The organism is Sessilibacter corallicola (assembly GCF_021290925.1).
In the GTDB taxonomy this organism is placed as follows: domain Bacteria; phylum Pseudomonadota; class Gammaproteobacteria; order Pseudomonadales; family Cellvibrionaceae; genus Sessilibacter; species Sessilibacter corallicola.
On the sequence record NZ_JAJSLX010000002.1, the window covers coordinates 1,123,274 to 1,144,595 of the forward strand.

Here is a 21,322-nt window from a genome sequence, read left to right on the forward strand (position 1 = left end):
TTCACCAGCTGAAATCTTCCTGAAAATTTTCCCTAAATTCTGTTTAATTTATAAAAACGTAAAGCGAAAATAATTACGCTAAAATGTCTCGTTTTAATAAATGTTTTAAAGCTGATTCATTGGCAAGTGCGTTGTCACAATTTAAAACGTGTCGGTATTGTTTGCCGCAATGAATGATAATTTCTTTTTGGCCGCGTCTTAAAATACGCATTTCTACACGTATTTCTCCAAAGCCATCGTGATTAAAAAGCTCACAATAAAGATCGAGAAATTGTTGCAAAATTGGCATATGAGGTTGTTCAGGTGACGTCAAACTATCGGTCCTCTCTCATAATTAAATTACGTATGTAAATTTTTGTCTGTTGTAATGAATAAACGATCAAGACAATGCGTTAAATCATTATTTTCCAGATGATAAATAGCCAACAAATCAATCTGCCACAGGCAAAGATCTGTTCAAAGATTAATCTGGCTGGGTATTTAAGATAACAATTTAATAACTTCTATTCGCAAATGATATATATTCTCATCTGAGTGGGCAAGCATTATTTATAAGAAAAACTAAAATTATTCAGATATATCGTTTATTCAAATTGTTCGCGCAAAATTTGAGGATACATTAAGAAATATAGCGGGCCACATAATAGAAAGAGAAATAAAGAGATATAAAGAGAAATGGAAAGAAATTCAGAGAAATTGAGGAAAGTTGAATCTAGATCAAGACAGCGGATTTTAAAATAGAATTAAAACTGAAAACATTGCCGTTATGAATTTCGAGAACAGTGATCCCTCTGATAAATAATATGTAGGTGGTTAATAACATTTGTTATGGCTGTTAATTCTCGGATCTTTTAAATTCATTGGTTTGTTAGATTCTGAATCTGTTTATCTTTTCAAAATTTTACGTCGTAAACCTAAACCTAAACCTAAACCTAAAGCAAAGGCTATGGAAAAATATATCAGAATTCAAATATTAGAAGCGCCTTGTAATAACGGCGCTTTTTTTAATTATAGATTTCACATGTTAGGGTAATTAGGCCCACCACCGGCTTCGGGCGGAACCCACTGAATGTTTTGACAGGGGTCTTTAATATCGCAGGTTTTACAATGTAAGCAGTTTTGCGCATTGATTTGTAATTGCGGGCCTGCCTGATTGTCGATAATTTCGTAAACTCCGGCCGGGCAGTATCGCTGTGCGGGTTCTTTGTAGAGCGGCATATTCACGGTAACTGGAATTTCTTCTTTGCTCAGTTGTAAATGACAGGGCTGATCTTCTTCATGATTGGTATTGGATAAATAAACGGACGACAATTTATCAAATGATAGAATTCCATCCGGGCGAGGGTATTGAATTTTCTCGCATTGAGAGGCTTCTTTAAGTTTTGCGTTGTCTTCGTGTCGGTCATGAAGTGTTAAGGGAAATTTACTGTTCAATAAATTTTGGTCAAGGGTATTAAAAGCACCGCCCAGCCAATGGCCGAATTTATGCAGTGCGGGACCGAAGTTTCTTGAATTGAATAATTCATCGTAAAGCCAACTGTCTTTAAATAAGCGCTCGTAAGAATTAGCTTGGGTTGAATTATTGTTAATTGCATCGTTAATTGCTTGCGCAGCCAACATGCCGGATTTCATTGCTGTATGAGTACCCTTGATTCGCGATACATTCAATGTGCCTGCGTCGCAGCCAATAAGTAACCCACCGGGGAAGTGCATTTTCGGTAACGAGTTAAATCCACCTTTGGTAATTGCTCTGGCGCCGTAAGCAATGCGTTTGCCACCTTTTAAATGCTTGGCCAGAACGGGATGGTGTTTTAGGCGTTGAAATTCTTCATACGGATTTAACCAAGGGTTGCTGTAATTTAAATCGACAATTAAACCCACCGAAATTTGGTGATCGTCTGTGTGATACAGAAAAAATCCGCCGCTGGTGTTTTTATCCAAAGGCCAGCCTGAGCCGTGAATAACAAGACCGGGGGTGTGTTGCTCGGGTTCTATTTGCCAGAGTTCTTTTAAACCTATGGCGTAATGTTGTGGGTCGCGGTCTCGATCCAAATCAAAGTGGTTGATTAACTCTTTGCCCAAGTGGCCTCGGCAACCCTCGCTGAAAATCGTAAATTTTGCAGTGAGTGCCATGCCTTGCATGTACGAATCTTTGGGCATGTTGTCTTGACCAACACCCATATCGCCGGTGTAGATACCTTTAACGGTGTCGTCGTCATAGATAATTTCGGCGCCGGTAAATCCGGGAAAAATATCCACGCCCAGTTCTTCAGCTTGTGCCGCCAACCAACGGCACAAGTTACCTAAACTAACCGCGTAGTTATTATTGTTGTGTAACGACTTAGGCGCCATCCAATTGGGAATTTTTGTGGCAGAGCTGTCATTGTTTAACAGATAAATCTCATCGCGCACCACGGCGGTAGTAACCGGTGCCTGTTGGTTTTTCCAATCCGGGAATAATTCATTTAATGCGCGCGGATCAATGACTGCGCCCGATAAAATGTGCGCGCCAACTTCGGAGCCTTTCTCAATAACCGCGACAGATAATTCTTCATTCAATTGTTTTAATCGGCAAGCTGCTGATAATCCCGCAGGACCAGCACCCACAATGAGGACATCAAATTCCATGTGTTCTCGTTCCATAATGGATTCTCCTCAGAATTGTTCCGCGCTTAAATCCAAAATAGAGACTAAACCGGTGCAGACAATGTCTTTGTGTTGAGAAACACGGGGCAGATAATAGTGGCTGTAAAAAACTGCGGTGTTTATTTTGGTTGCTAAGAACGCGTGCCCGTAATCGTTTTCTTGATCTATTAATACGCTGGCGGCATGAGCGCTTTTTGCCAGTAACCAGCCTCCAACTAAATACCCCATCATCATTAAATTATCGAAGCTTACGTTACCCGCTAGAAGTTTATTATTAGCGGCGTTCTCTAAAATCCAATCGGTGGCTGTTAATGCGTGATCGAGTGCGTGGCCAAGTTTTTCGCCAATTTGTTGCAGTTGGCTGTTGTCGTGATTGGTGAGTAATTCCGCTGTAGACTGAATTTCTGCTAACAGCTGTTTTAACGATTGACCGTTATCCGACAGGGTTTTTCTGCCGATTAAATCCAGTGCTTGAATTCCAGTTGTGCCTTCGTAGATGGGTAAAATTCTCGCATCGCGGTAGTGCTGTGCGGCTCCGGTTTCTTCCACAAATCCCATGCCGCCGTGAACTTGTATATTTAATGATGTTAGTTCTTGGGCAAATTCGGTCATCCAGCCTTTGACGATTGGCGTTAGCAGTTCTACGCGTTTTTGTTGCTGCTGTTTTTCACTTTGCTCAAATTGATTATTGTGGGCGAGATCGATATCGGCTGCGGCGGTCAGTGCCAATGCACGCATGGCTTCGGTGCCGCTTTTCATGGCCATTAACATGCGGCGAACGTCGGGATGTTGAATAATGGCGGCTTTTTCACCTTGGGCGTTCAAGCCTTGAATGCGCTCTTGACTGTATTGACGGCTTTGTTGGTAGGCGCGCTCGGAGATGGATAAACCCTGTAGGCCGACGGATTGCCGAGCGTGATTCATCATGGTGAACATATAGCTTAAGCCTTTGTTGGCTTCGCCGACCAAATAGCCTACAGCGCCGCCTTGGTCGCCAAAATTCATCACACAGGTTGGACTGCCGTGAATACCTAATTTGTGTTCTAACGACGAACAATTAACATCGTTTAATTCGCCCAACTGGCCGTTTTCGTCGATTATGTATTTGGGGACAATAAATAAAGAAATCCCTTTTACGCCCGCAGGTGCGTCTGGTAAACGGGCTAATACCAAATGCACAATATTGGGTGTCATTTGATGATCACCCCAAGTGATAAATATCTTCTGGCCAATAATTTTAAGGGCATTACCGTCGGGAATGGCCTTGCAGGCGACTGCGGCTAAGTCGGAACCGGCATTGGGTTCGGTGAGGTTCATGGTGCCAGTCCATTCACCGCTGATAAGTTTGGGTAAGTACTGTTGTTGTAATCCGGGGCTGCCGTGTGCAATTAATGCTTCGATGGCGCCTTGGCTTAGCATTGGGCACAAGGCAAAGGCCATATTGGCCGAATGCCACAGTTCATTAACTGCGGTTCCAATTACATTCGGTAACGCCTGGCCGCCGAATTCTTCAGGTGCGGTTAAGGTTGGCCAACCGTTGTCGATATATTGTTGGTAGGCTTGTGAAAATCCAGGGGTTTCTGTGACTTGTCCGGCGGATGTGACGGGATGTTGTTGATCGCCCACAATATTCAGTGGCGACAATACCTCACTGGCTAATTTGCCTGCTTCTTCAATAATGGTTTTTGCAAGATCGACAGTAATCTCGCTGTGGTTAAGCGTTTCGCATAGTTGGTCGAAACCAATGACATGTTCTAGCACAAACGCAGAATCTTGGAGTGGGGCGGTGTAAGTTGTCATTGAGAAATCTCCAAATTCTGGATAATGGCGATGGTAAATAAATGAATACATTTAAAGGTTGATGAATTAAATCACTCAACCTTTAAAACGTTTTTTTAGGCTAGGGCCTGTTCACACTCATTTAATCACACCTGCTGGAGCGTATTTTTTTCGTATTTTAGGCGCAGTGAGTGTGATTTGGTTGTTCCAAATGAACGAGCTGCAACACGAAATACGGGAAAAATACGCCGAGCCCGTAGGGTCGCCCCTAAAACACGCCATTCGTTGTTGTTCGGCGCGCTAAACTGCACTCCTCACGCCTAGACTGACGCGTTTTAGGGGCGACAGGTGTGGTTAAATTAGTGTGAACAGGCCCTAGATGGCTTATGGTAATTTTTCCCGTAATTCAGGAATAACCTCAAATAAGTCAGCGACCAATCCATAATCGGCGACGGAAAAAATGGGGGCTTCTTCGTCTTTATTGATAGCGACAATGGTTTTCGAATCTTTCATGCCGGCTAAATGTTGAATCGCGCCAGAAATACCCACGGCAATATACAATTGCGGTGCAACAATTTTTCCGGTTTGGCCCACTTGTTTATCGTTGGGGACAAAGCCTGAATCCACCGCCGCTCTGGAGGCACCCACGGCCGCACCGAGTTGATCGGCGAGCTGTTCAATTAAGGCAAAATTTTCACTGCTGCCCAAACCACGACCGCCAGAAATAATAATATTGGCATTGCTTAACTCAGGACGATCCGATTGTTCAACCTGTTCAGAAACGAACGCGACAAGGTTGGTTTCTGGTAAAGCGTTCACGGCAATAATTTCTGCGTTTTGGCTGTCGCTGAATGCGGCTTCTTCAAACGCGGAACTGCGCACAGTAATGACTTTCACTGGGTCTAGGGATTTTACGGTAGCAATGGCGTTACCGGCGTAAATTGGCCGCTCGAAAGTATCGTTGGCGACAATGGCGGTGATGTCTGAGAGTTGAGTTACGTCGAGCTTGGCGGCAACTCTGGGCAGAATATTTTTATAATTACTGGTTGCCGGAGCAAGAATGTAATAATAGTCGTTACCCAGCTCGGTAATGAGTGCGGCGATATTTTCGGCGAGTTGGTGTTCGTAAACGGAACTGTCTGCATACAGCACTTTGCTGACGCCGGTAATTTTTGCCGCCTGTTCAGCCACGGCCTGACAGTTGAAGCCTGCGACTAACACATGAATTTCATCGTTCAATTGAGTTGATGCGGAAACGGTATTTAATGTTGATTGTTTTAGGGTGTGATTATCGTGTTCTGCAGTCACTAAAATTGCCATAAACGCCTCTTAAATTACCTTTGCTTCAAATTTCAATTTTTCGATCAGTTCATCAACGCTGTTTACCATAACGCCTTGTTCGCGTTTTGCCGGTTCTGCAACGCTTGTTAATTGCGTGTGTTGCTTGAGTGTTACGCCGAGTTCGTCGGGCGTAAGCACCTGCAAGGGTTTGCGTTTTGCTTTCATGATGTTAGGTAAGGCAGCATAGCGCGGTTCGTTTAAGCGTAAATCCGTGGTGACTACTGCTGGTAATGTGAGTGATAAGGTTTGCAAGCCGCCGTCAATTTCACGGGTAACCAGTAATTTTTCGTTTTCCACGCAAACCTTAGAGGCAAAGGTTCCCTGAGAACAGTTGAGTAAGGCAGCCAACATTTGCCCGGTTTGATTGTTGTCGGAATCGATGGCTTGCTTGCCAAGAATGATCAAATCGATCTGTTCACGCTCGGCAATTTTAGCTAATAATTTTGCAACGTTTAAAGAATCAGAGGTGTTTTCGGTTTCAACGTGAATTCCTCTGTCTGCACCCAAAGCCAGTGCTGAGCGAATCTGTTCTTGGCAAGGCTTTTCACCGATAGATGCCACCACAATTTCTGTAGCAATCCCAGACTCTTTTAAACGCACGGCTTCTTCAACAGCAATTTCACAAAAAGGATTCATTGCCATTTTTATATTGGCTAGGTCAACGTCGGAGTTGTCGGGTTTGACTCTGACTTTTGCGTTGTAGTCAATAACGCGCTTAACAGCAACTAGTATTTTCATTTTTCATTCCGCTGGTAAAAAACGCTCCTTAAGCGAAGCGTTTAAAGGTTGAAGCTTTTGGTATTTTTAATGTTGTTATAAATGGTTGGCTTTTTCTCTTAACAGAAATTTTTGCACTTTTCCGGTAGAGGTTTTCGGTAGGGTGCCAAAGACAATATTTTTCGGTGCTTTAAAATGCGCCATATGTTCGCGACAATACTGAATGATGTCTTTATCGCTGATGCCTTCTGAACCGGGCGTAAGTGCAACAAAAGCACAGGGGGTTTCTCCCCATTTTTCATCTTTCTTTGCCACAACGGCCGCTTCTTGAATGTGCGGATGACGATAGAGCACGTCTTCGATTTCAATGGAAGAAATATTTTCTCCACCTGAAATGATAATGTCTTTGGATCGATCTTTAATTTCTGCGTAACCGTCTGGGTGCCAAACAGCGAGATCGCCGGAGTGGAACCAACCGCCTGAAAAGGATTCATCGGTGGTTTCAGGGTTTTTTAGATAGCCCTTCATGACTAAATTGCCTTGCATGAAAATTTCACCCAAGGTTTTGCCGTCTTTTGGAACGGGTTTAAGCGTAACTGGATCGGCCACCATAAGACCATCAAGCATAGGTGCGCGCACGCCTTGGCGGGCTTTTAATTTGGCTTTTTCTTCCAGGGGTTTTGTGTTCCATTCGTCGTGCCAAGAACACACCACCGAAGGGCCGTAGGTTTCTGTTAATCCGTAAACGTGGGTTACGTTAAAGCCGAGTTCTTCCATACCGGCAATCACCGAAGCCGGAGGCGCGGCGCCTGCGGTCATAACATCTACTGTGTGATTTATTCCGGCTTTTAGGTCGTCGTCGGCGGCATTAAGCATGTTTAATACGATGGGCGCGCCACAAAAGTAACCAACTTTTTCGGATTTAATCAGATTAAAAATATCGTCGGCTCTTACGTGTCTTAGGCAAACGTTAACACCGGTCATTGCGGCAATGGTCCAGGGAAAACACCAGCCGTTGCAGTGGAACATGGGCAAGGTCCAAAGATACACGGGGTGTGGGCTCATGCTCCAAGAAATGGAATTGCTGATGGCATTTAAATAAGCGCCACGGTGATGGTAAACAACGCCTTTGGGATTACCTGTGGTGCCGGAAGTATAATTGAGGGTAATTGCATCCCATTCATCTTGAACGGCAAAGTGGGGGGTATCGAGATTTCCTTCGTTGACGAGGGATTCGTAATCGATGGAACCAATTGTCTCACCGTCTTCCCAGGTTGGGTCATCAATGTCAACCACCAGCGGTTTATTTTGGCTGAGTTCGAGAGCGGCTTTAACGACGCTACTGAATTCCTTATCGACCAGCAGCACTTTACTTTCGCCGTGTTCTAAAATAAACGCAATGGCTTGGGCATCAAGGCGAATATTAATAGAATTTAAAACGGCGCCCGCCATTGGAATAGCAAAATGGGCTTCAAAATGCTCCGGTAAATTGGGGGCGATAATAGAGACAGTATCACCTGGATTAATGCCTCGGCTGCGTAATGCGTTGGCAAGTTTTAAACAACGGTCGTAGGTTTCTTTCCAAGTTCGATGAACGCTTCCGTAAACAGTGGCCGTGCGATTCGGGTAGACACTGGCGGCGCGTTGTAAAAATGTGATTGGGGATAAAGCGGCGTAATTGGCTTGGTTTTTTTCTAAGCCAACATTAAATACTGTGTTGTTTTCATTATTCACATAGGTATTCATTTTATTTGCCTCGCTTAAATTCTTTTATCGTTATTGGTCATCAAGGAGTATCGATCAATGTTTGCAGCGTGTTACAAGTAACGTGCAACACGCTGTTTTAATACGTGTAAAAACCGCGTTGGCTTTTTCTTCCCAGATACCCAGCGTCAACCATTTGTTGCAATAACGGAGCGGGGCGATACTTGGGATCAGAAAATTTCTCGTACAGTACTTTCATAATGCTTAAGCACGTATCCAGCCCGATTAAATCCGCCAACGCTAACGGGCCGATGGGTTGTGAAGCACCCAACTTCATGATCTCGTCGATGTGTTCGGCGCTTGCGCAATCTTCTTCCAGAATAAATATTGCCTCGTTGATCATGGGTAACAATATTCGGTTTAGTACGAAAGCGGGTTTATCCTTGACGGGGATGGCAACCTTTCCGGCTTTTTCTGCAACCTGAATAATTGCAGCCGTTGTGGTTTTATCGGTGCGCAAGCCATTGATGATTTCCACCAGATTCATCATGGGCACCGGATTCATAAAGTGCATACCAATCACTTTTTCTGGTCGCTGGGTTTGCGCGGCCAAGCGAGTGATAGAAAGCGACGAGGTGTTGCTAGCAATAATGCACGCGCTTTGACAGATTTCGTCTAATTGCCGAAAAATCGTCGATTTAATCGTTTCGTCTTCGGGCGCCGCTTCGATTGCGAGATCACAATCAGCGAGTTCGTTAATCTCAGTACAACAATGAATGTTATCGATTACTAATTGCGGATCACTATCAATTAATGCTTTCTTTTTTAGCTTGCTTAGGCTGTGGTTGATGGTTGCGAGTGCGTTATCTAATACGTTTTGTTTTAAATCAACCAGGGTAACTTTAAAACCTGCGGTTGCGAGAACTTGCGCAATTCCCAAACCCATTTGTCCTGCACCGACAACACCAATATGTTCAATGGTCATGAAACTCTCTCAGAAAATTGAGCGATTAAAAATTATTACGTTTGAATTTTAAGAATTGTCCGACAATGCCGCTTCTAAAACTGAGTACACAAACAACAAAGACGATACCCATAATAATGTGAATGTAATTGCCGAGTTCGCCGCCGGATAAATAGTTTTGCATGGTTACTACCAATCCTGCCCCTAAAATTGGACCGAGCATGGTGCCAACGCCGCCGACGAGAGTCATTAAAATAACTTCGCCCGACATATGCCAATGAACATCAGTCAGCGACGCCAAATTAAAGACCAACGCTTTGGTTGAGCCCGCCAGTGATGCCAGTGCGGCAGAGATAATAAAGGCCACCCATTTATAGCGATTCACTTCATAACCCAATGATATCGCCCGGTCTTCGTTTTCACGGATGGCTTTTAATACTTGGCCAAACGGTGAATGCACGGTGCGATTAATCAGCCAATAGCCGAGTATAAAAATGGCGAGTACAAAATAATACATGGCGAAATTATTGGTTAAATCGACAAGACCGAATACCGCTCCGCGCGGAACGCCTTGCATGCCGTCTTCACCGTTGGTGAATGGTGCTTGCAAGTAGAAGAAGAACACTAATTGTGCGAGAGCTAAGGTAACCATGGCAAAATAAATGCCTTCGCGTTTAACTGCTAATTTACCGAAGATTGCACCGAGCATGCCGCCGGCAATCATCCCTAAAATAATCGCCAGTTCAGGGGATAAACCGGTATTAATCATTAAATAACCGGTAACGTAACCGCCGGTTCCTAAAAAGGCGGCGTGACCGAAAGACAGTAATCCCGCGTACCCTAACAATAAATTGAATGCACAGGCAAACAGCGCGAAACATAAAATTTTAGCGAGAAACACCGGATAAAAAATTGTGGGTGCAACGAGTGCTATGGCAAGTAGAATAAGATTGAGTTTTGTGTCGTTCATGATTATGCCTCTTTGCCAAACAAGCCCGCAGGCTTAAGTAGTAGCACGACAACCATTACCAGAAAAATAATGGTGTTTGATGCCTCTGGGTAAAAATACTTGGTGAGACCTTCGATGATACCCATACCCAGCCCGGTAATAATCGCACCGCCAATAGAACCCATGCCACCAATAACAACAATGGCGAAGACAACAATTAATACGTTCGAACCCATGTCGGGAGAAACCGAATACACCGGTGCCGCCATTACGCCCGCGAATCCAGCAAGCGCAACACCAAAGCCAAAGGTAAGAGTTACCATTAATGGCACGTTGATTCCGAATGCTTGCATGAGTTTTGGGTTTTCAGTTCCAGCGCGAAGATAAGCGCCGAGCCGAGTTTTTTCGATCATCCACCAAGTGCCAAAACAAACAACGATTGATGCGACGATGATCCAAGCCCGGTAATTCGGTAAATACATAAACGGTAGACGAGTGCCGCCTTTTAATGCTTCGGGAACCGAATAGGACAATCCCGATGAACCAAAGGTGTGAGTGAACGCGCCTTGAATAATTAACGCTAAGCCAAAGGTAAGCAGTAGACTGTATAAGTGGTCTTCGTTTGCAATGGGACGAATTAAAAAGCGTTCCATTAAGATACCAACCATTCCAACCGCTATGGGTACCAGTATTAATGCGTACCAATAATTAATGCCCAAATACTTTAACGCCAATAACGCTAAAAAGGCACCCAACATGTATAAAGCCCCTTGGGCGAAGTTAATTATTTTTAGTAAGCCAAAAATAATCGCTAAGCCGAGGCTCAATAACGCATAAAATGAACCATTAATAAGTCCAACTAATAATTGTCCAAATAATGCAAATAAATTAATACCAAAGACGGTAATCATAGAAAATCTCTAATGCCGTACAAATACTTAAAAATAGTGTCTGTTTTTAGGTGGGAAACGTCCTTGTTTCCTAAATCCGAGCATGTCGTTAAGAAAAGTTACAGCTTGCTTGAATGGGGTTGTACGCCTCTTCCCCAGGAATAACCTTGATGACGTTATAAATGTCGCCTTTATTTTTACGTTCCGATTGCTTTTTGATTTCAACGTACAGCATGTCGTGAACCATGCGACCATCGGCGCGCAGTTGTGCGTTTCTAGAAAAGAAATCATCGGGTTTTGTTTGTTTCATGTGTTTGATGACTTTGTCGGAATCGTCACTGCCAACTGCTTTTACGGAATTTAAATAGTGGGTGGTTGCAGAGTACACACCCGCGTGAATCATACTCGGTATACCGCCGTGACGCTGTTCAAAGCGCTGGCTCCAATCGCGGGCTTTGTCGTCAATGTCCCAATAAAAACCCGTGGTTAATCGCATACCACTGGCAACGGCTGGGTCCATCGCCTGTGCGTTCTGAGTAAATACCAGCAAACCGGCGATGTCCATTTGTTCGGTTAATCCAAATTCGGTGGCCGCTTTTAATGCATTCACTGTATCGTTACCCGCATTAGCCAATGCAACAACATCGGCTCCTGATGCTTGAGCTTGCAACACGTAGGATGAAAAATCCGTTGTGCCCAGTGGTGCTCTCACATGACCAACAACTTTACCGCCTTTTTCTTTAATTACTTTTGAAGCTACCGATTCTAACGCGTGACCAAAGCTGTAATCGGCGGTAATGAAAAACCAATTTTTCTTACCGGATTCGACCATCGGTTTTACCGTGCCGTTAGCCAACGCGACAACGTTGTAGGTCCAATGCACATTGTAGGGATTACAGGTTTTGGTGGTGAAGGTGTTTGAGGCCGAGCCAGAAATCAGAGTGATTTTTTTATTGTCGACATTCACTTTTGAAACCGCGCCCGAAACCGCCGAGGAAACCAAACCACCGATGGTATCGACGCCTTCATTTTCTACCCATTTTCGAGCAATCGAAGAAGCAATATCGGGTTTTAATTGCGAATCGGCGGACACCAGTTCGATTTTATTTCCCAGCACTTTTCCACCAAAATCTTCAATCGCCATTTCTGCGGCAGTAACACAGCCTTTTCCGCAAATATCGGCGTAGGTGCCGCCCATATCGGCGAGTATTCCCAGTTTTACTTTCCCATCTGCGACGGCGAAGGAATTCATGGATAAGGCGGTGGCGATAACGCCAGTGGTAATTGCGCTCGCGATGGACTTTCGGACAGTTTTCATGATTGGCTCCAATGAGTTTTTATTATTTTTTTGGCAAGTCTTTTGGGGTTAAACACCGAGGTATGTATTTAATAACTCAGCTTTTTCTTGTAACTGATTTGCTTTCACTTCCTCGACAATGTGGCCGTGTTCCATCACGTAATGTCGATCTGCAATCGGTGCTGCAAAACGGAAATTTTGTTCCACCAATAAAATGGTGAGTCCTCGTTCTTTTAATTGATTGAGAACCTCGCCAAGTTTTTGAACGATAACCGGCGCTAAACCTTCGGTAATTTCGTCTAACAATAAAATGTTGGCACCGGTTCTTAAGATTCTTGCCAAGGCCAGCATCTGTTGTTCGCCGCCTGAAAGCTTATTGCCCTGGCTGGTGCGGCGCTCTAACAGATTGGGAAACATGGTGTAAATTTCTTCAACGCTCATGCCATCGGAACGGACTTTGGGCGGTAACATTAAATTTTCTTCAACATTTAAACTCGCGAATATGCCGCGTTCTTCCGGGCAAAACCCCAACCCTAAATGGGCAATTTTGTGCGCTGGTAAATTGAGCGTGTCTTGTCCGTTAATAACAATTTGCCCGCTGCGTTTACCCACCATATTCATGATGGCTTTTAACGTGGTTGATCGACCCGAACCGTTGCGACCAATCAGAGTGACTAATTCACCTTGATTAACGGTCATATCGATACCGTGAAGAATGTGTGATTCGCCGTAAAAAGCGTGCAAATTGCTGATTCGAATTTTTTCTCGGTGATTGCCGGTTTGGGCCTGGGTTTGGTGATCAATGTTGACGTGCTGATTCATGAAGCCACCTCTACCGAGCTGTGTTGGTCTTGGTTTTCGTCGCTGGTTCCTAAATAGGCTTCTCGCACTTCGGGATCACTGGATACCGTGGCGTAATCGCCTTCGGTCAGAATCGCGCCGCGTTGCAATACAGTAATTCGATCCGCTAACTGGGAGACAACGTGCAGATTGTGCTCAACCATTAAAATGGTTCTGTTTTCTGAAACTTGCTGGATAAGATCCGTGACTAGGCCTACGTCTTCGTGACCCATGCCCTGAGTGGGTTCATCCAGTAACATTAATTCGGGTTCGAGAGCGAGGGTGGTGGCGATCTCTAGGGCGCGCTTGCGGCCGTAGGATAAATCCACGGTAATGGTGTCAGCAAAACGCTCTAAGCCAACGGATTTTAATAGCTCCTGAGCTTTTTGGTTGAGCGTGTTGAGAACGGATTCGTGTTTCCAGAAATGAAAGCTGGTGCCTTCTTTGCGTTGCAGTGCAATGCGCACATTTTCAAGTACCGTTAGGTGTGGGAAAACGGCGGAGATTTGGAACGATCGAATAACGCCTTTGCGGGCAATGGCTGCGGGCTCTAGGCGGGTAATGTCTTCGCCGTTAAATCGTATAGTGCCAGAGGTGGGTCGCAAAAACTTTGTCAGAAGGTTAAAAACCGTGGTTTTACCGGCGCCATTGGGGCCAATAAGTGCATGAATGTGGCCGCGTTTTATGTTCAGATTAACGCTACTAACAGCGGTGAAGCCTTTGAATGATTTGGTGAGTTGCTCAGTTTCAAGAATATAATCTTGCTTTGCATGCGTCATCGGGTCGTTGCTCTTATTGTTATATCGCAGATATTTACTTAAATAGCAGCATTAATAGTTGCGTTACTTGCATATTGTTAAGAGCAGACGATAAGTCACAATCGTTGCGAAACTGTTTGGTAAATCTAACCGAGAATATCGAAATCTAACGAAATGTAACAAAACTGCTCGGTTTGTTAACTTTGTGATACATTCTCAGTTGTGCTTTACGAGCATTGATTGGCACAGAAAAATCCACACAACAATTATTCACATAACAACAATAAGAATAGATAGTGTATCGCCGCTCACCCATTACAATTCGTTTATTTTTAATGCTTATGGTCTTAATCGGGAGCATTTTTGGCTCGATTTATTGGTTTACAGTTCCGCTGATTAAAGACAACGTATTCAGTCTGGAACTGCACGCCAATCGTCAGGTGTTGAATATCGTCTATGATTTGGCTAACCGCATGTACGCCAGCACCGAGACCTACGTCGACACCACGTTGAAATCCCACGAGCAGCGGCTGGGCTCAATTTTAAATGTCACCGAAAATTTTATTGAGACAACCTTAGACAAAGGTCGTAAGCAGGGTATTCCAGAAGAACAAATTTGGGCGACGATTTTTTCTGAATTGCGGCAATTTAATTTCGGCAATAATGACTATTTATGGATTGCCGATTACAACGCCCAACTGATTTCTCACCCGTCGGATCGGTTTCATCAGCGAGACATGTCTGATTTTTCTGACCCCACAGGCACACGCATTATTCCCGACATTATTCAATCGGTGAAAGGGCAGGGCGAGGGCTTCTATAAATACAAATGGAGCCGCTTAGACAGCACCGATGTTATCGATAAATACTCCTACGTTCGCAATTATCCCGAGTGGAATTTTGTGATTGGCGCAGGTGTTTATATTGAAGATATCGAACAAGAAGTTGAGGCGCAAAAGCAGCAAGCCATTTTAGAAATCAATAAGGCATTAGAAAATGTCACCATTGCCCAAAACGGCTATTTATTTGTGTTTGATGCCGCAGGCAATATGTTGTTTCATCCCAACCCCAATATTCACGGCATCAACTTTAAGCGTTTGCTTAATCCCGTGACTCAAAATCCAATTTACTTAGATTTAATTCAAGCCGCCGATTCTGGTGAAGAGCTTTACTACAAGTGGGATCGGCCAGATGACCAAGGGCAGTACATTTACGAAAAATTATCGTTGGTTCGGCATTTGTCGGGCTTTGATTGGTATATCAGTTCGTCGGTTTATTTAGATGATTTAAAAGCCAGTTCCGTTCAGTTAAGTCAACGCATTATGGCGATGGGTTTGCTGGGATTAATCGCCGCTATTGGTGCCGCATTTTTGTTTGCCGAATGGTTAACAACGCCGATTAAAAAACTGTCGTTAACGGCCTATAAAATCAGCCGTGGTAACCTGTCGGCAAAAACTGGCATTAACCGCAATGATGAAATCGGTTCCCTGGCAGAATCCTTCGATTTAATGGTAGATCGACTAAAAGATAATATCGATACCTTAAATGTCCGTGTTAAATCAAGAACAAGAGAGTTGTCGGAATCTAATGTGCAATTATTGCAAGCGGTAGACTCACTCGAAAAAACACAAACTGAGTTAAAAATTGTTGAGCGTCGCCAGCGTATGATTTTGGATGCGCTACCTGCACAAATTGCGTATTTCGATTCGCAATTGAATATTGTATTTGCGAATGAAAAATATCGAGAAGTTTTTCATCAGTCTGAGGGCGATATTCAAGGCAAAGCTTTGGTGGATGTGCTCGGGCAAGAGATGTACCAAACAATTTGTCCTTATATTGATCAAGCTAAAAAAGGCGAGCATCCGGTCTATGAGTATCGATTGCAGTACCAGGGCAAAGAAATTATTACGCGGCGAACATTAATTCCTTTTTTGGATGATAAAAATGAGGTCAATGGTTTTCTTACCTTATCGATTGATATTACCCACGAGCGTGAGGCCGAACGGCGCATGGCCGAAGCCAGTAAAATGAAAGCGGTTGGGCAAATGTCGGGCGGTTTGGCGCACGACTTTAATAATTTGCTGAGCATTATTTTGGGTAATTTAATGCAGTTGCAAAACCATTACTCTATGGACGGTGGACAATTGGCGTATTTAACGCCTGCCATTCGTGCTACAAGACGCGGTGCCGACATGACCAAACGTTTACTCGCGTTTGCGCGCAAGCAGCCGTTGCAGCCGTCTTCTGTAAAACCAGAAACCTTAATTGGCGAATTAATTGATTTGCTTGTTGCGCCCTTGCCAGAAAATATTCGCTTGCACACCCAAATACATTCCAATGTGCCCAATGTGTATGTGGATGCGGCGCAATTGGAAGATACCTTAGTAAATTTAGTGCTTAATTCGGCCGATGCAATGCCTAATGGGGGCGAATTACGATTATTGGTTACCTCTATTCAGGCCGATTCGACGTGTATTTTAAAGGCCACATTTGACGAAACCGTTGAACCCGGCACTTATGTGATGATTAGCGTGTTAGACGAAGGTACAGGGTTTTCGGAAGAAGCGTTAAGCAAAGCTTATGAGCCGTTCTTTACGACAAAATCCGTCGGTGCAGGCTCTGGGTTGGGTTTAAGTATGGTTTACGGTTTTGTTAAACAGTCAAAAGGGTATTTGCGTATTCAAAATCGACACGATAACTCGTTGGGGGCACGCGTCGATTTGTTGTTGCCCATAACCACAGATCACACCGATCATAAAGTGATTACTGAATCGGTAGACAACACGTTAACACATTCATCAGACACCAATTTGGTGTTATTGGTAGAAGACAACGCCGACCTTCGAAAATTGGTTCGCCAACAATTAATGGATTCGGATTATTCCGTCATTGAAGCCGGTAATGGCGACGAAGCATTGGCGATGTTAACCGGGTTAGAGCAGCTTGCTGGAGTTGTAAGCGATGTGGTTATGCCAGGAGAGGCCGACGGTTATCAAGTGGCGAGCGCCGTTAACGTGTGCCACCCACAGGCGTTTATTATTTTAATGACCGGGTACACAGAGTCCGAACCGCCCGTCGATTTTAATATATCGTTATTGCACAAACCGTTTGACCCGCAAGCCTTGCGGCGCGTTTTACCCAACCGTATGAACAAAAATAATAATGGGGTTGTTTATGAGCGAATTTGAGAAGCCTTCCATTTTTGTGATTGAAGACGAAAAAGATCTTGGCGAACTTATGTGTCGTTCATTGACCAGTTTTCGGTATCAGGTTCGTTATTTTTCTCGCGGCGAACAAGCGTTGTTAGAATTTAATAAGCAAACACCCGATATTTGTATCGTTGATTTAAACCTTCCCGATATTGACGGCATGGAATTGGTTAAGCAGTTAGAAGATAAAGATACCGGCGTGATTATTGTCTCTGGCCGCGATGCCTTAACCGACCGTGTTTTGGGTTTGGAATTCGGTGCCGACGATTACATCACTAAACCGTTTGAACCGCGTGAATTAGTGGCGCGAGTACAGAGCTTGTTGCGTCGCTTGCGCAAGAAAAAACAGCAGAGTGTGACGGTATACAAACAAGCGCATTTTGCCAATTGGGTTTTTAAGCCTGAATCGCTGAGCTTGCATTTAATCGACAAAAGCGATGAAACGCTCAGTCGCGCAGAAGGTGAGATCTTGCTGGCACTGCTCAAGCATCCCTTCCAAATACTCTCGCGTGACCAGCTGTTGGGTGAAAACAGCGCGCCCTATGATCGCAGCATTGATGTTCGAATGTCGAGATTGAGAAAAAAGATCGAGTCCGATCCTCAGCACCCTGTACTGATAAAAACCGTATATGGTGCGGGTTATATGTTGGCCTGTGATGTCAATTGGGTGTGATTACCCGTTGGTTGTCTTTCATATCAAAATAAGCCTTTCATATCAAAATAAATAGGTACATATCTTTTTGGATAACTTTCTGTTTGTGGTGTTGCTCTTCAATCTGCGGCGATAAAAATAATATTCAATAAATACAAAGGCTTATAAAGTATTTTGTATTTTTGGCGCTACTTGGCCTGTCCTTCGCTATATACCCACCGAGCTTAAATCGTGATTGTAATTAGCGGGTCTGATTCTGTTTGTCAGCCTGGTGCACGAATCCCTGATCTCGATGTATACCAATTAACCTTCAATTTAAGCCCAGCCGTTTTTGTAGCTCACTGGTAGAGCGATCGGACATTTAATCGATTGGTAGCGAGTTCAATTCTCGCCAAAAACTCCCTTACTGGTCATCCGAAAGGACAGGGTTCGACTCCCTATTTAATGAATAGATAAAGAGACTCATAACTCTGTTGATGTTTATTTTTCAACAGAGATCTGAAGCCAAGTTTGAATGTTATGGGTTAATACGCAACGTATTTATGGGTAGAACGATAAACGTTAGTTTCCGATAAATCCCTTGTGTATTTAAATAATATTCTCTTGTGTGGACGGTGGGTCTCGTTACATGGAATGATGCAAATGTTTTATAAAATACTTTCTGACAACGAACGTGGATTACTGTTTGTTGATAACAATCTCACCAAAATTTTAGGCCCAGGCAAACATTGGCTGGTTGGGTGGGGTAAGCGCATTAATGTTGAGGTTTACGATATTACTCGCGTAGTCTTTGAGCACGAAAAATTAGCCTTCTTTCTGAAAAATAATTCGCAATTGTTCGAGCCGTTTGTCGATGTTATTAAATTGACTGATGATCAAGTGGGTATCGTCTACTTAGATGGCAATTTTCACGATATTATTAATCCGGGAACGCTTTATGTAACCTGGAAAGGTAGCCAAGATATTAAGGTAAAAGTACTGTCGTTATCAGAAGGTTATCAAGTGCCTGATCAGTATGTGCCGATTATTGGATCGGTGAGAAGAAGCGGTAATCTGCGAAAACACGCCGATGCCATTCTTTTTACCGACGTTCCCGAAGGTCATATCGGTTTGTTATACGTCGACGGTAAGTTTGAAAAAACGCTGGCTAACGGTTGGTACGGATTTTGGAAATACAATCATTTAATCGCCATTAAATTAATTGATTTACGAGTGCAAAATATTGATGTTAGCGGCCAAGAAATTTTAACGAAAGATCGTGTTAGTGTGCGTATTAATTTATCGGCGAACTATAAAGTGGTTGATCCCGAATTGGCGACCGCTGCATTAAAAGACTTTAACGGTTTTATGTACTTAGAGTTGCAGTTATTGCTGCGCGAAGCGGTGGGCACCAAACTCTTAGATGAGCTTTTAGAAGATAAAAGCGTTATTAACGACGTTGTTTATCAAGGCGCCATCGAAAAGTTAGGCAGCTACGGCATTGAGTTGATCAGTGTGGGTGTAAAAGACATTATTCTTCCGGGCGATATGAAGCTGATTTTAAACCAAGTGGTTCAAGCCCAAAAAGAAGCCGAAGCAAACTTGATTAAGCGAAAAGAAGAAACCCAAGCCATGCGCTCCATGCACAACACCGCAAAAGTTATGGAAAATAACCCCATGATTATTCGTTTAAAAGAATTGGAAGCGTTAGAAAGAATCACCACCAAAATCGATACATTAACCGTGTATGGTGGCTTAGACGGTGTATTGAATAACCTGATTCAAATAAACCAAACGCCGCAAAATTGATAACGTAGATCATAACAAGCACGGGTGCATACAGTGCTTGTTATGGATCTGTAAAGATTGGGGTTTTGGTTACAAATGGCACAGGCCATAATGCTACCGATTGTGTTTATCTGGTGTTATATTTCTTTCTATGTAACCTAACTTGTACTAGCCCTAGGGCCTGTTCACACTAATTTAACCGCACCTGTCGCCCCTAAAACGCGTCAGTCTAGGCGTGAGGAGTGCAGTTTAGCGCGCTAAATAAGCGACGAACAACAACGAATGGCGTGTTTTAGGGGCGACCCTAGGGGCTCGGCGTATTTTTCCCGTATTTCGTGTTGCAGCTCGTTCATTTGGAATAACCAAATCACACTCACTGCGCCTAAAATACGAAAAAAATACACTCCAGCAGGTGTGATTAAATTAGTGTGAACAGGCCCTATGCAAACAGACGTAATATTATGAGCGCTTCCGATTTACACACGGTGCAAGACAACGCCCTAGCTGCACTGAGAGCGGTGATGACCTCTTACGCCCCAATCAGTGACAGTACCTGGCAAGCGTTAAAAAGTGTGTGTCGGTTTCGTTCATTGTCAAAGAATACCGTGTTGTACCACGCCGGTGATATTCCCAGTACTTACGCGTTTATTTATCAAGGGCTTTTTCGGTGTTACGTGTGCGATGAAAAAGGCACCGAGTACAATAAAAACTTTTTTGACGAAGGCATGTTTCCGGGTTCCATGACGGCATTGTTAACCCATACGCCGTCGAAATTAGCGTTTCAGGCGTTGGAGGCATCCGATGTTATCGAGATTAATTTTTCGGCTTATCGACAATTGTTACTCGAAAAAGACGATTTAAAGTTATTTCAAATACATTATTTAGAAAAGAACTGGTTACTCGCGAAAGATGCCCGCGAGATTGAGCTTGTTCAAGAAGAGGCCACCGCGCGTTATTTGCGTTTTGTCGATACCTTTCCCAAACTGGTGGAACGCTTGCCCCAATACCATATTGCCTCACATCTAGGCATTACTCCCACCCAGCTCAGCCGTATTCGTAAAAGTTTGTAGGGTGGTTTAAAAACCGAATTTACGGTTTATCAACCTATGTAAATGCGTTTGCGTATTGCGTCGATTACCCTGGCCTCACTTGTTACAAACAGGACAACAAAGAGGTATTCCCATGACCGTAATAGACGCATTGCAATGGCGGTATTCCGTTAAAAAATTCTCAGAACGCAAAGTTTCTTCTGAACAACTTCAGCAATTGCTCGATGCAACACGCTTAAGCGCATCCGCATTTGGCCTTCAGCCCTATAAAATCATCGTGGTAAACACCGACTCGATTCGAGAACAGTTGGTGGACTATTCCTGTGATCAAGACAAAGTATTGTATTCGTCTCACTTGATTGTAATGGCGATAGAGACCGTTATCGATGACCACTTGATCGATCAATACATCACAAAGCACAGTGCTACTACCGGCCAATCATTGCCGGAATTAAAAGCGTTGGAAGAACATATTAAATCGGTATTTCGAGATAAATCCGCACAACAAAAACAAGAGTGGGCGCATCACCAGAGTTTTATTGCCCTCGGAAATTTACTCACTGCCGCAGCCATAATGCAAATAGACAGCTGCCCAATGACTGGCTTTGATGCCTCCGGTTTCGACAAGGTGTTAAAGTTACATCAAAAAGGTTTAACCAGCAGTTGGGTTTGTCCTATTGGTTATCGCCACTGGGAAGATCAGCGTGCTAACAGCCCGAAAGTACGCTTTAGTCACCAAGAAATGGTGTTGGAGATTTAA

At 43.8% G+C, this 21,322-nt stretch carries 17 protein-coding genes and 1 tRNA gene; 6 read left to right on the top strand and 12 right to left on the bottom strand.

The genetic code is table 11. The features are described from left to right. Positions 1-73: 73 nt before the first annotated feature. The 12 genes from LU361_RS12075 to LU361_RS12130 all read right to left on the bottom strand — a co-directional run bounded on the left by LU361_RS12075 (position 74) and on the right by LU361_RS12130 (position 13,906). A complete protein-coding gene (locus LU361_RS12075) occupies positions 74-313 on the bottom strand; it encodes a hypothetical protein (protein WP_233089095.1) in 240 nt (79 codons plus the stop codon). 704 nt (positions 314-1,017) lie between these two features. Next, positions 1,018-2,643, bottom strand: coding sequence for an electron transfer flavoprotein-ubiquinone oxidoreductase (locus LU361_RS12080; protein ID WP_233089096.1), 1,626 nt, complete (start codon positions 2,641-2,643; stop codon positions 1,018-1,020). A gap of 12 nt (positions 2,644-2,655) precedes the next feature. Then, positions 2,656-4,446: an acyl-CoA dehydrogenase gene (locus tag LU361_RS12085; RefSeq protein WP_233089097.1), complete on the bottom strand. Its 1,791-nt coding sequence runs from the start codon at positions 4,444-4,446 to the stop codon at positions 2,656-2,658. Between the two features lie 363 nt (positions 4,447-4,809). Beyond that, complete coding sequence (locus LU361_RS12090; RefSeq protein WP_233089098.1) at positions 4,810-5,745, bottom strand: electron transfer flavoprotein subunit alpha/FixB family protein; 936 nt, start codon at positions 5,743-5,745, stop codon at positions 4,810-4,812. Between the two features lie 9 nt (positions 5,746-5,754). Continuing rightward, positions 5,755-6,504 carry an electron transfer flavoprotein subunit beta/FixA family protein gene (locus LU361_RS12095; RefSeq protein ID WP_233089099.1) on the bottom strand — a complete coding sequence of 250 codons (750 nt, stop codon included), beginning with the start codon at positions 6,502-6,504 and terminating at the stop codon, positions 5,755-5,757. A gap of 75 nt (positions 6,505-6,579) precedes the next feature. Continuing rightward, positions 6,580-8,229, bottom strand: coding sequence for an acyl-CoA synthetase (locus LU361_RS12100; protein WP_233089100.1), 1,650 nt, complete (start codon positions 8,227-8,229; stop codon positions 6,580-6,582). Between the two features lie 97 nt (positions 8,230-8,326). Further along, positions 8,327-9,172 (bottom strand): 3-hydroxybutyryl-CoA dehydrogenase, encoded by an 846-nt coding sequence (locus tag LU361_RS12105; protein ID WP_233089101.1) that lies wholly within the window; start codon positions 9,170-9,172, stop codon positions 8,327-8,329. A 25-nt stretch (positions 9,173-9,197) separates the two neighbouring features. After that, on the bottom strand, positions 9,198-10,121 hold the full coding sequence (locus LU361_RS12110) for a branched-chain amino acid ABC transporter permease (protein ID WP_233089102.1): 924 nt from the start codon (positions 10,119-10,121) through the stop codon (positions 9,198-9,200). A 2-nt stretch (positions 10,122-10,123) separates the two neighbouring features. Then, positions 10,124-11,011: a branched-chain amino acid ABC transporter permease gene (locus LU361_RS12115; protein WP_233089103.1), complete on the bottom strand. Its 888-nt coding sequence runs from the start codon at positions 11,009-11,011 to the stop codon at positions 10,124-10,126. Between the two features lie 88 nt (positions 11,012-11,099). Beyond that, complete coding sequence (locus LU361_RS12120) at positions 11,100-12,308, bottom strand: ABC transporter substrate-binding protein (protein ID WP_233089104.1); 1,209 nt, start codon at positions 12,306-12,308, stop codon at positions 11,100-11,102. Between the two features lie 48 nt (positions 12,309-12,356). Further along, the gene (locus LU361_RS12125) at positions 12,357-13,109 is read right to left on the bottom strand and encodes an ABC transporter ATP-binding protein (protein WP_233089105.1); all 753 of its coding nucleotides are present in this window, start codon (positions 13,107-13,109) and stop codon (positions 12,357-12,359) included. Then, a complete protein-coding gene (locus LU361_RS12130; RefSeq protein ID WP_233089106.1) occupies positions 13,106-13,906 on the bottom strand; it encodes an ABC transporter ATP-binding protein in 801 nt (266 codons plus the stop codon). Before LU361_RS12130 ends, LU361_RS12125 begins: the two co-directional genes overlap by 4 nt. 314 nt (positions 13,907-14,220) lie before the next feature. Between LU361_RS12130 and LU361_RS12135 the strand changes: the two genes are divergently transcribed. The 6 genes from LU361_RS12135 to LU361_RS12160 all read left to right on the top strand — a co-directional run bounded on the left by LU361_RS12135 (position 14,221) and on the right by LU361_RS12160 (position 21,322). Next, a complete protein-coding gene (locus LU361_RS12135; RefSeq protein WP_233089107.1) occupies positions 14,221-17,073 on the top strand; it encodes a cache domain-containing protein in 2,853 nt (950 codons plus the stop codon). Continuing rightward, the gene (locus LU361_RS12140; RefSeq protein ID WP_233089108.1) at positions 17,060-17,767 is read left to right on the top strand and encodes a response regulator transcription factor; all 708 of its coding nucleotides are present in this window, start codon (positions 17,060-17,062) and stop codon (positions 17,765-17,767) included. Before LU361_RS12135 ends, LU361_RS12140 begins: the two co-directional genes overlap by 14 nt. A gap of 306 nt (positions 17,768-18,073) precedes the next feature. Then, positions 18,074-18,146: transfer RNA gene (locus LU361_RS12145), tRNA-Lys, on the top strand. Between the two features lie 242 nt (positions 18,147-18,388). Next, the gene (locus tag LU361_RS12150; RefSeq protein WP_233089109.1) at positions 18,389-19,534 is read left to right on the top strand and encodes a slipin family protein; all 1,146 of its coding nucleotides are present in this window, start codon (positions 18,389-18,391) and stop codon (positions 19,532-19,534) included. A 440-nt stretch (positions 19,535-19,974) separates the two neighbouring features. Continuing rightward, complete coding sequence (locus tag LU361_RS12155; RefSeq protein ID WP_233089110.1) at positions 19,975-20,583, top strand: Crp/Fnr family transcriptional regulator; 609 nt, start codon at positions 19,975-19,977, stop codon at positions 20,581-20,583. Positions 20,584-20,695: 112 nt separating this feature from the next. After that, entirely contained in the window at positions 20,696-21,322 is a 627-nt protein-coding gene (locus LU361_RS12160) for an NAD(P)H-dependent oxidoreductase (RefSeq protein ID WP_233089111.1), read from the top strand.

Bases quoted from the DNA above. Each gene is read 5' to 3' on its own strand.
- LU361_RS12115 (WP_233089103.1), bottom strand. From the start codon at position 11,011: ATGATTACCGTCTTTGGTATTAATTTATTTGCATTATTTGGACAATTA.
- LU361_RS12155 (WP_233089110.1), top strand. From the start codon at position 19,975: ATGAGCGCTTCCGATTTACACACGGTGCAAGACAACGCCCTAGCTGCA.
- LU361_RS12090 (WP_233089098.1), bottom strand. From the start codon at position 5,745: ATGGCAATTTTAGTGACTGCAGAACACGATAATCACACCCTAAAACAA.
- LU361_RS12120 (WP_233089104.1), bottom strand. From the start codon at position 12,308: ATGAAAACTGTCCGAAAGTCCATCGCGAGCGCAATTACCACTGGCGTT.
- LU361_RS12110 (WP_233089102.1), bottom strand. From the start codon at position 10,121: ATGAACGACACAAAACTCAATCTTATTCTACTTGCCATAGCACTCGTT.
- LU361_RS12105 (WP_233089101.1), bottom strand. From the start codon at position 9,172: ATGACCATTGAACATATTGGTGTTGTCGGTGCAGGACAAATGGGTTTG.
- LU361_RS12140 (WP_233089108.1), top strand. From the start codon at position 17,060: ATGAGCGAATTTGAGAAGCCTTCCATTTTTGTGATTGAAGACGAAAAA.
- LU361_RS12095 (WP_233089099.1), bottom strand. From the start codon at position 6,504: ATGAAAATACTAGTTGCTGTTAAGCGCGTTATTGACTACAACGCAAAA.
- LU361_RS12125 (WP_233089105.1), bottom strand. From the start codon at position 13,109: ATGAATCAGCACGTCAACATTGATCACCAAACCCAGGCCCAAACCGGC.
- LU361_RS12100 (WP_233089100.1), bottom strand. From the start codon at position 8,229: ATGAATACCTATGTGAATAATGAAAACAACACAGTATTTAATGTTGGC.
- LU361_RS12160 (WP_233089111.1), top strand. From the start codon at position 20,696: ATGACCGTAATAGACGCATTGCAATGGCGGTATTCCGTTAAAAAATTC.
- LU361_RS12080 (WP_233089096.1), bottom strand. From the start codon at position 2,643: ATGGAACGAGAACACATGGAATTTGATGTCCTCATTGTGGGTGCTGGT.
- LU361_RS12150 (WP_233089109.1), top strand. From the start codon at position 18,389: ATGTTTTATAAAATACTTTCTGACAACGAACGTGGATTACTGTTTGTT.
- LU361_RS12130 (WP_233089106.1), bottom strand. From the start codon at position 13,906: ATGACGCATGCAAAGCAAGATTATATTCTTGAAACTGAGCAACTCACC.
- LU361_RS12135 (WP_233089107.1), top strand. From the start codon at position 14,221: ATGCTTATGGTCTTAATCGGGAGCATTTTTGGCTCGATTTATTGGTTT.
- LU361_RS12085 (WP_233089097.1), bottom strand. From the start codon at position 4,446: ATGACAACTTACACCGCCCCACTCCAAGATTCTGCGTTTGTGCTAGAA.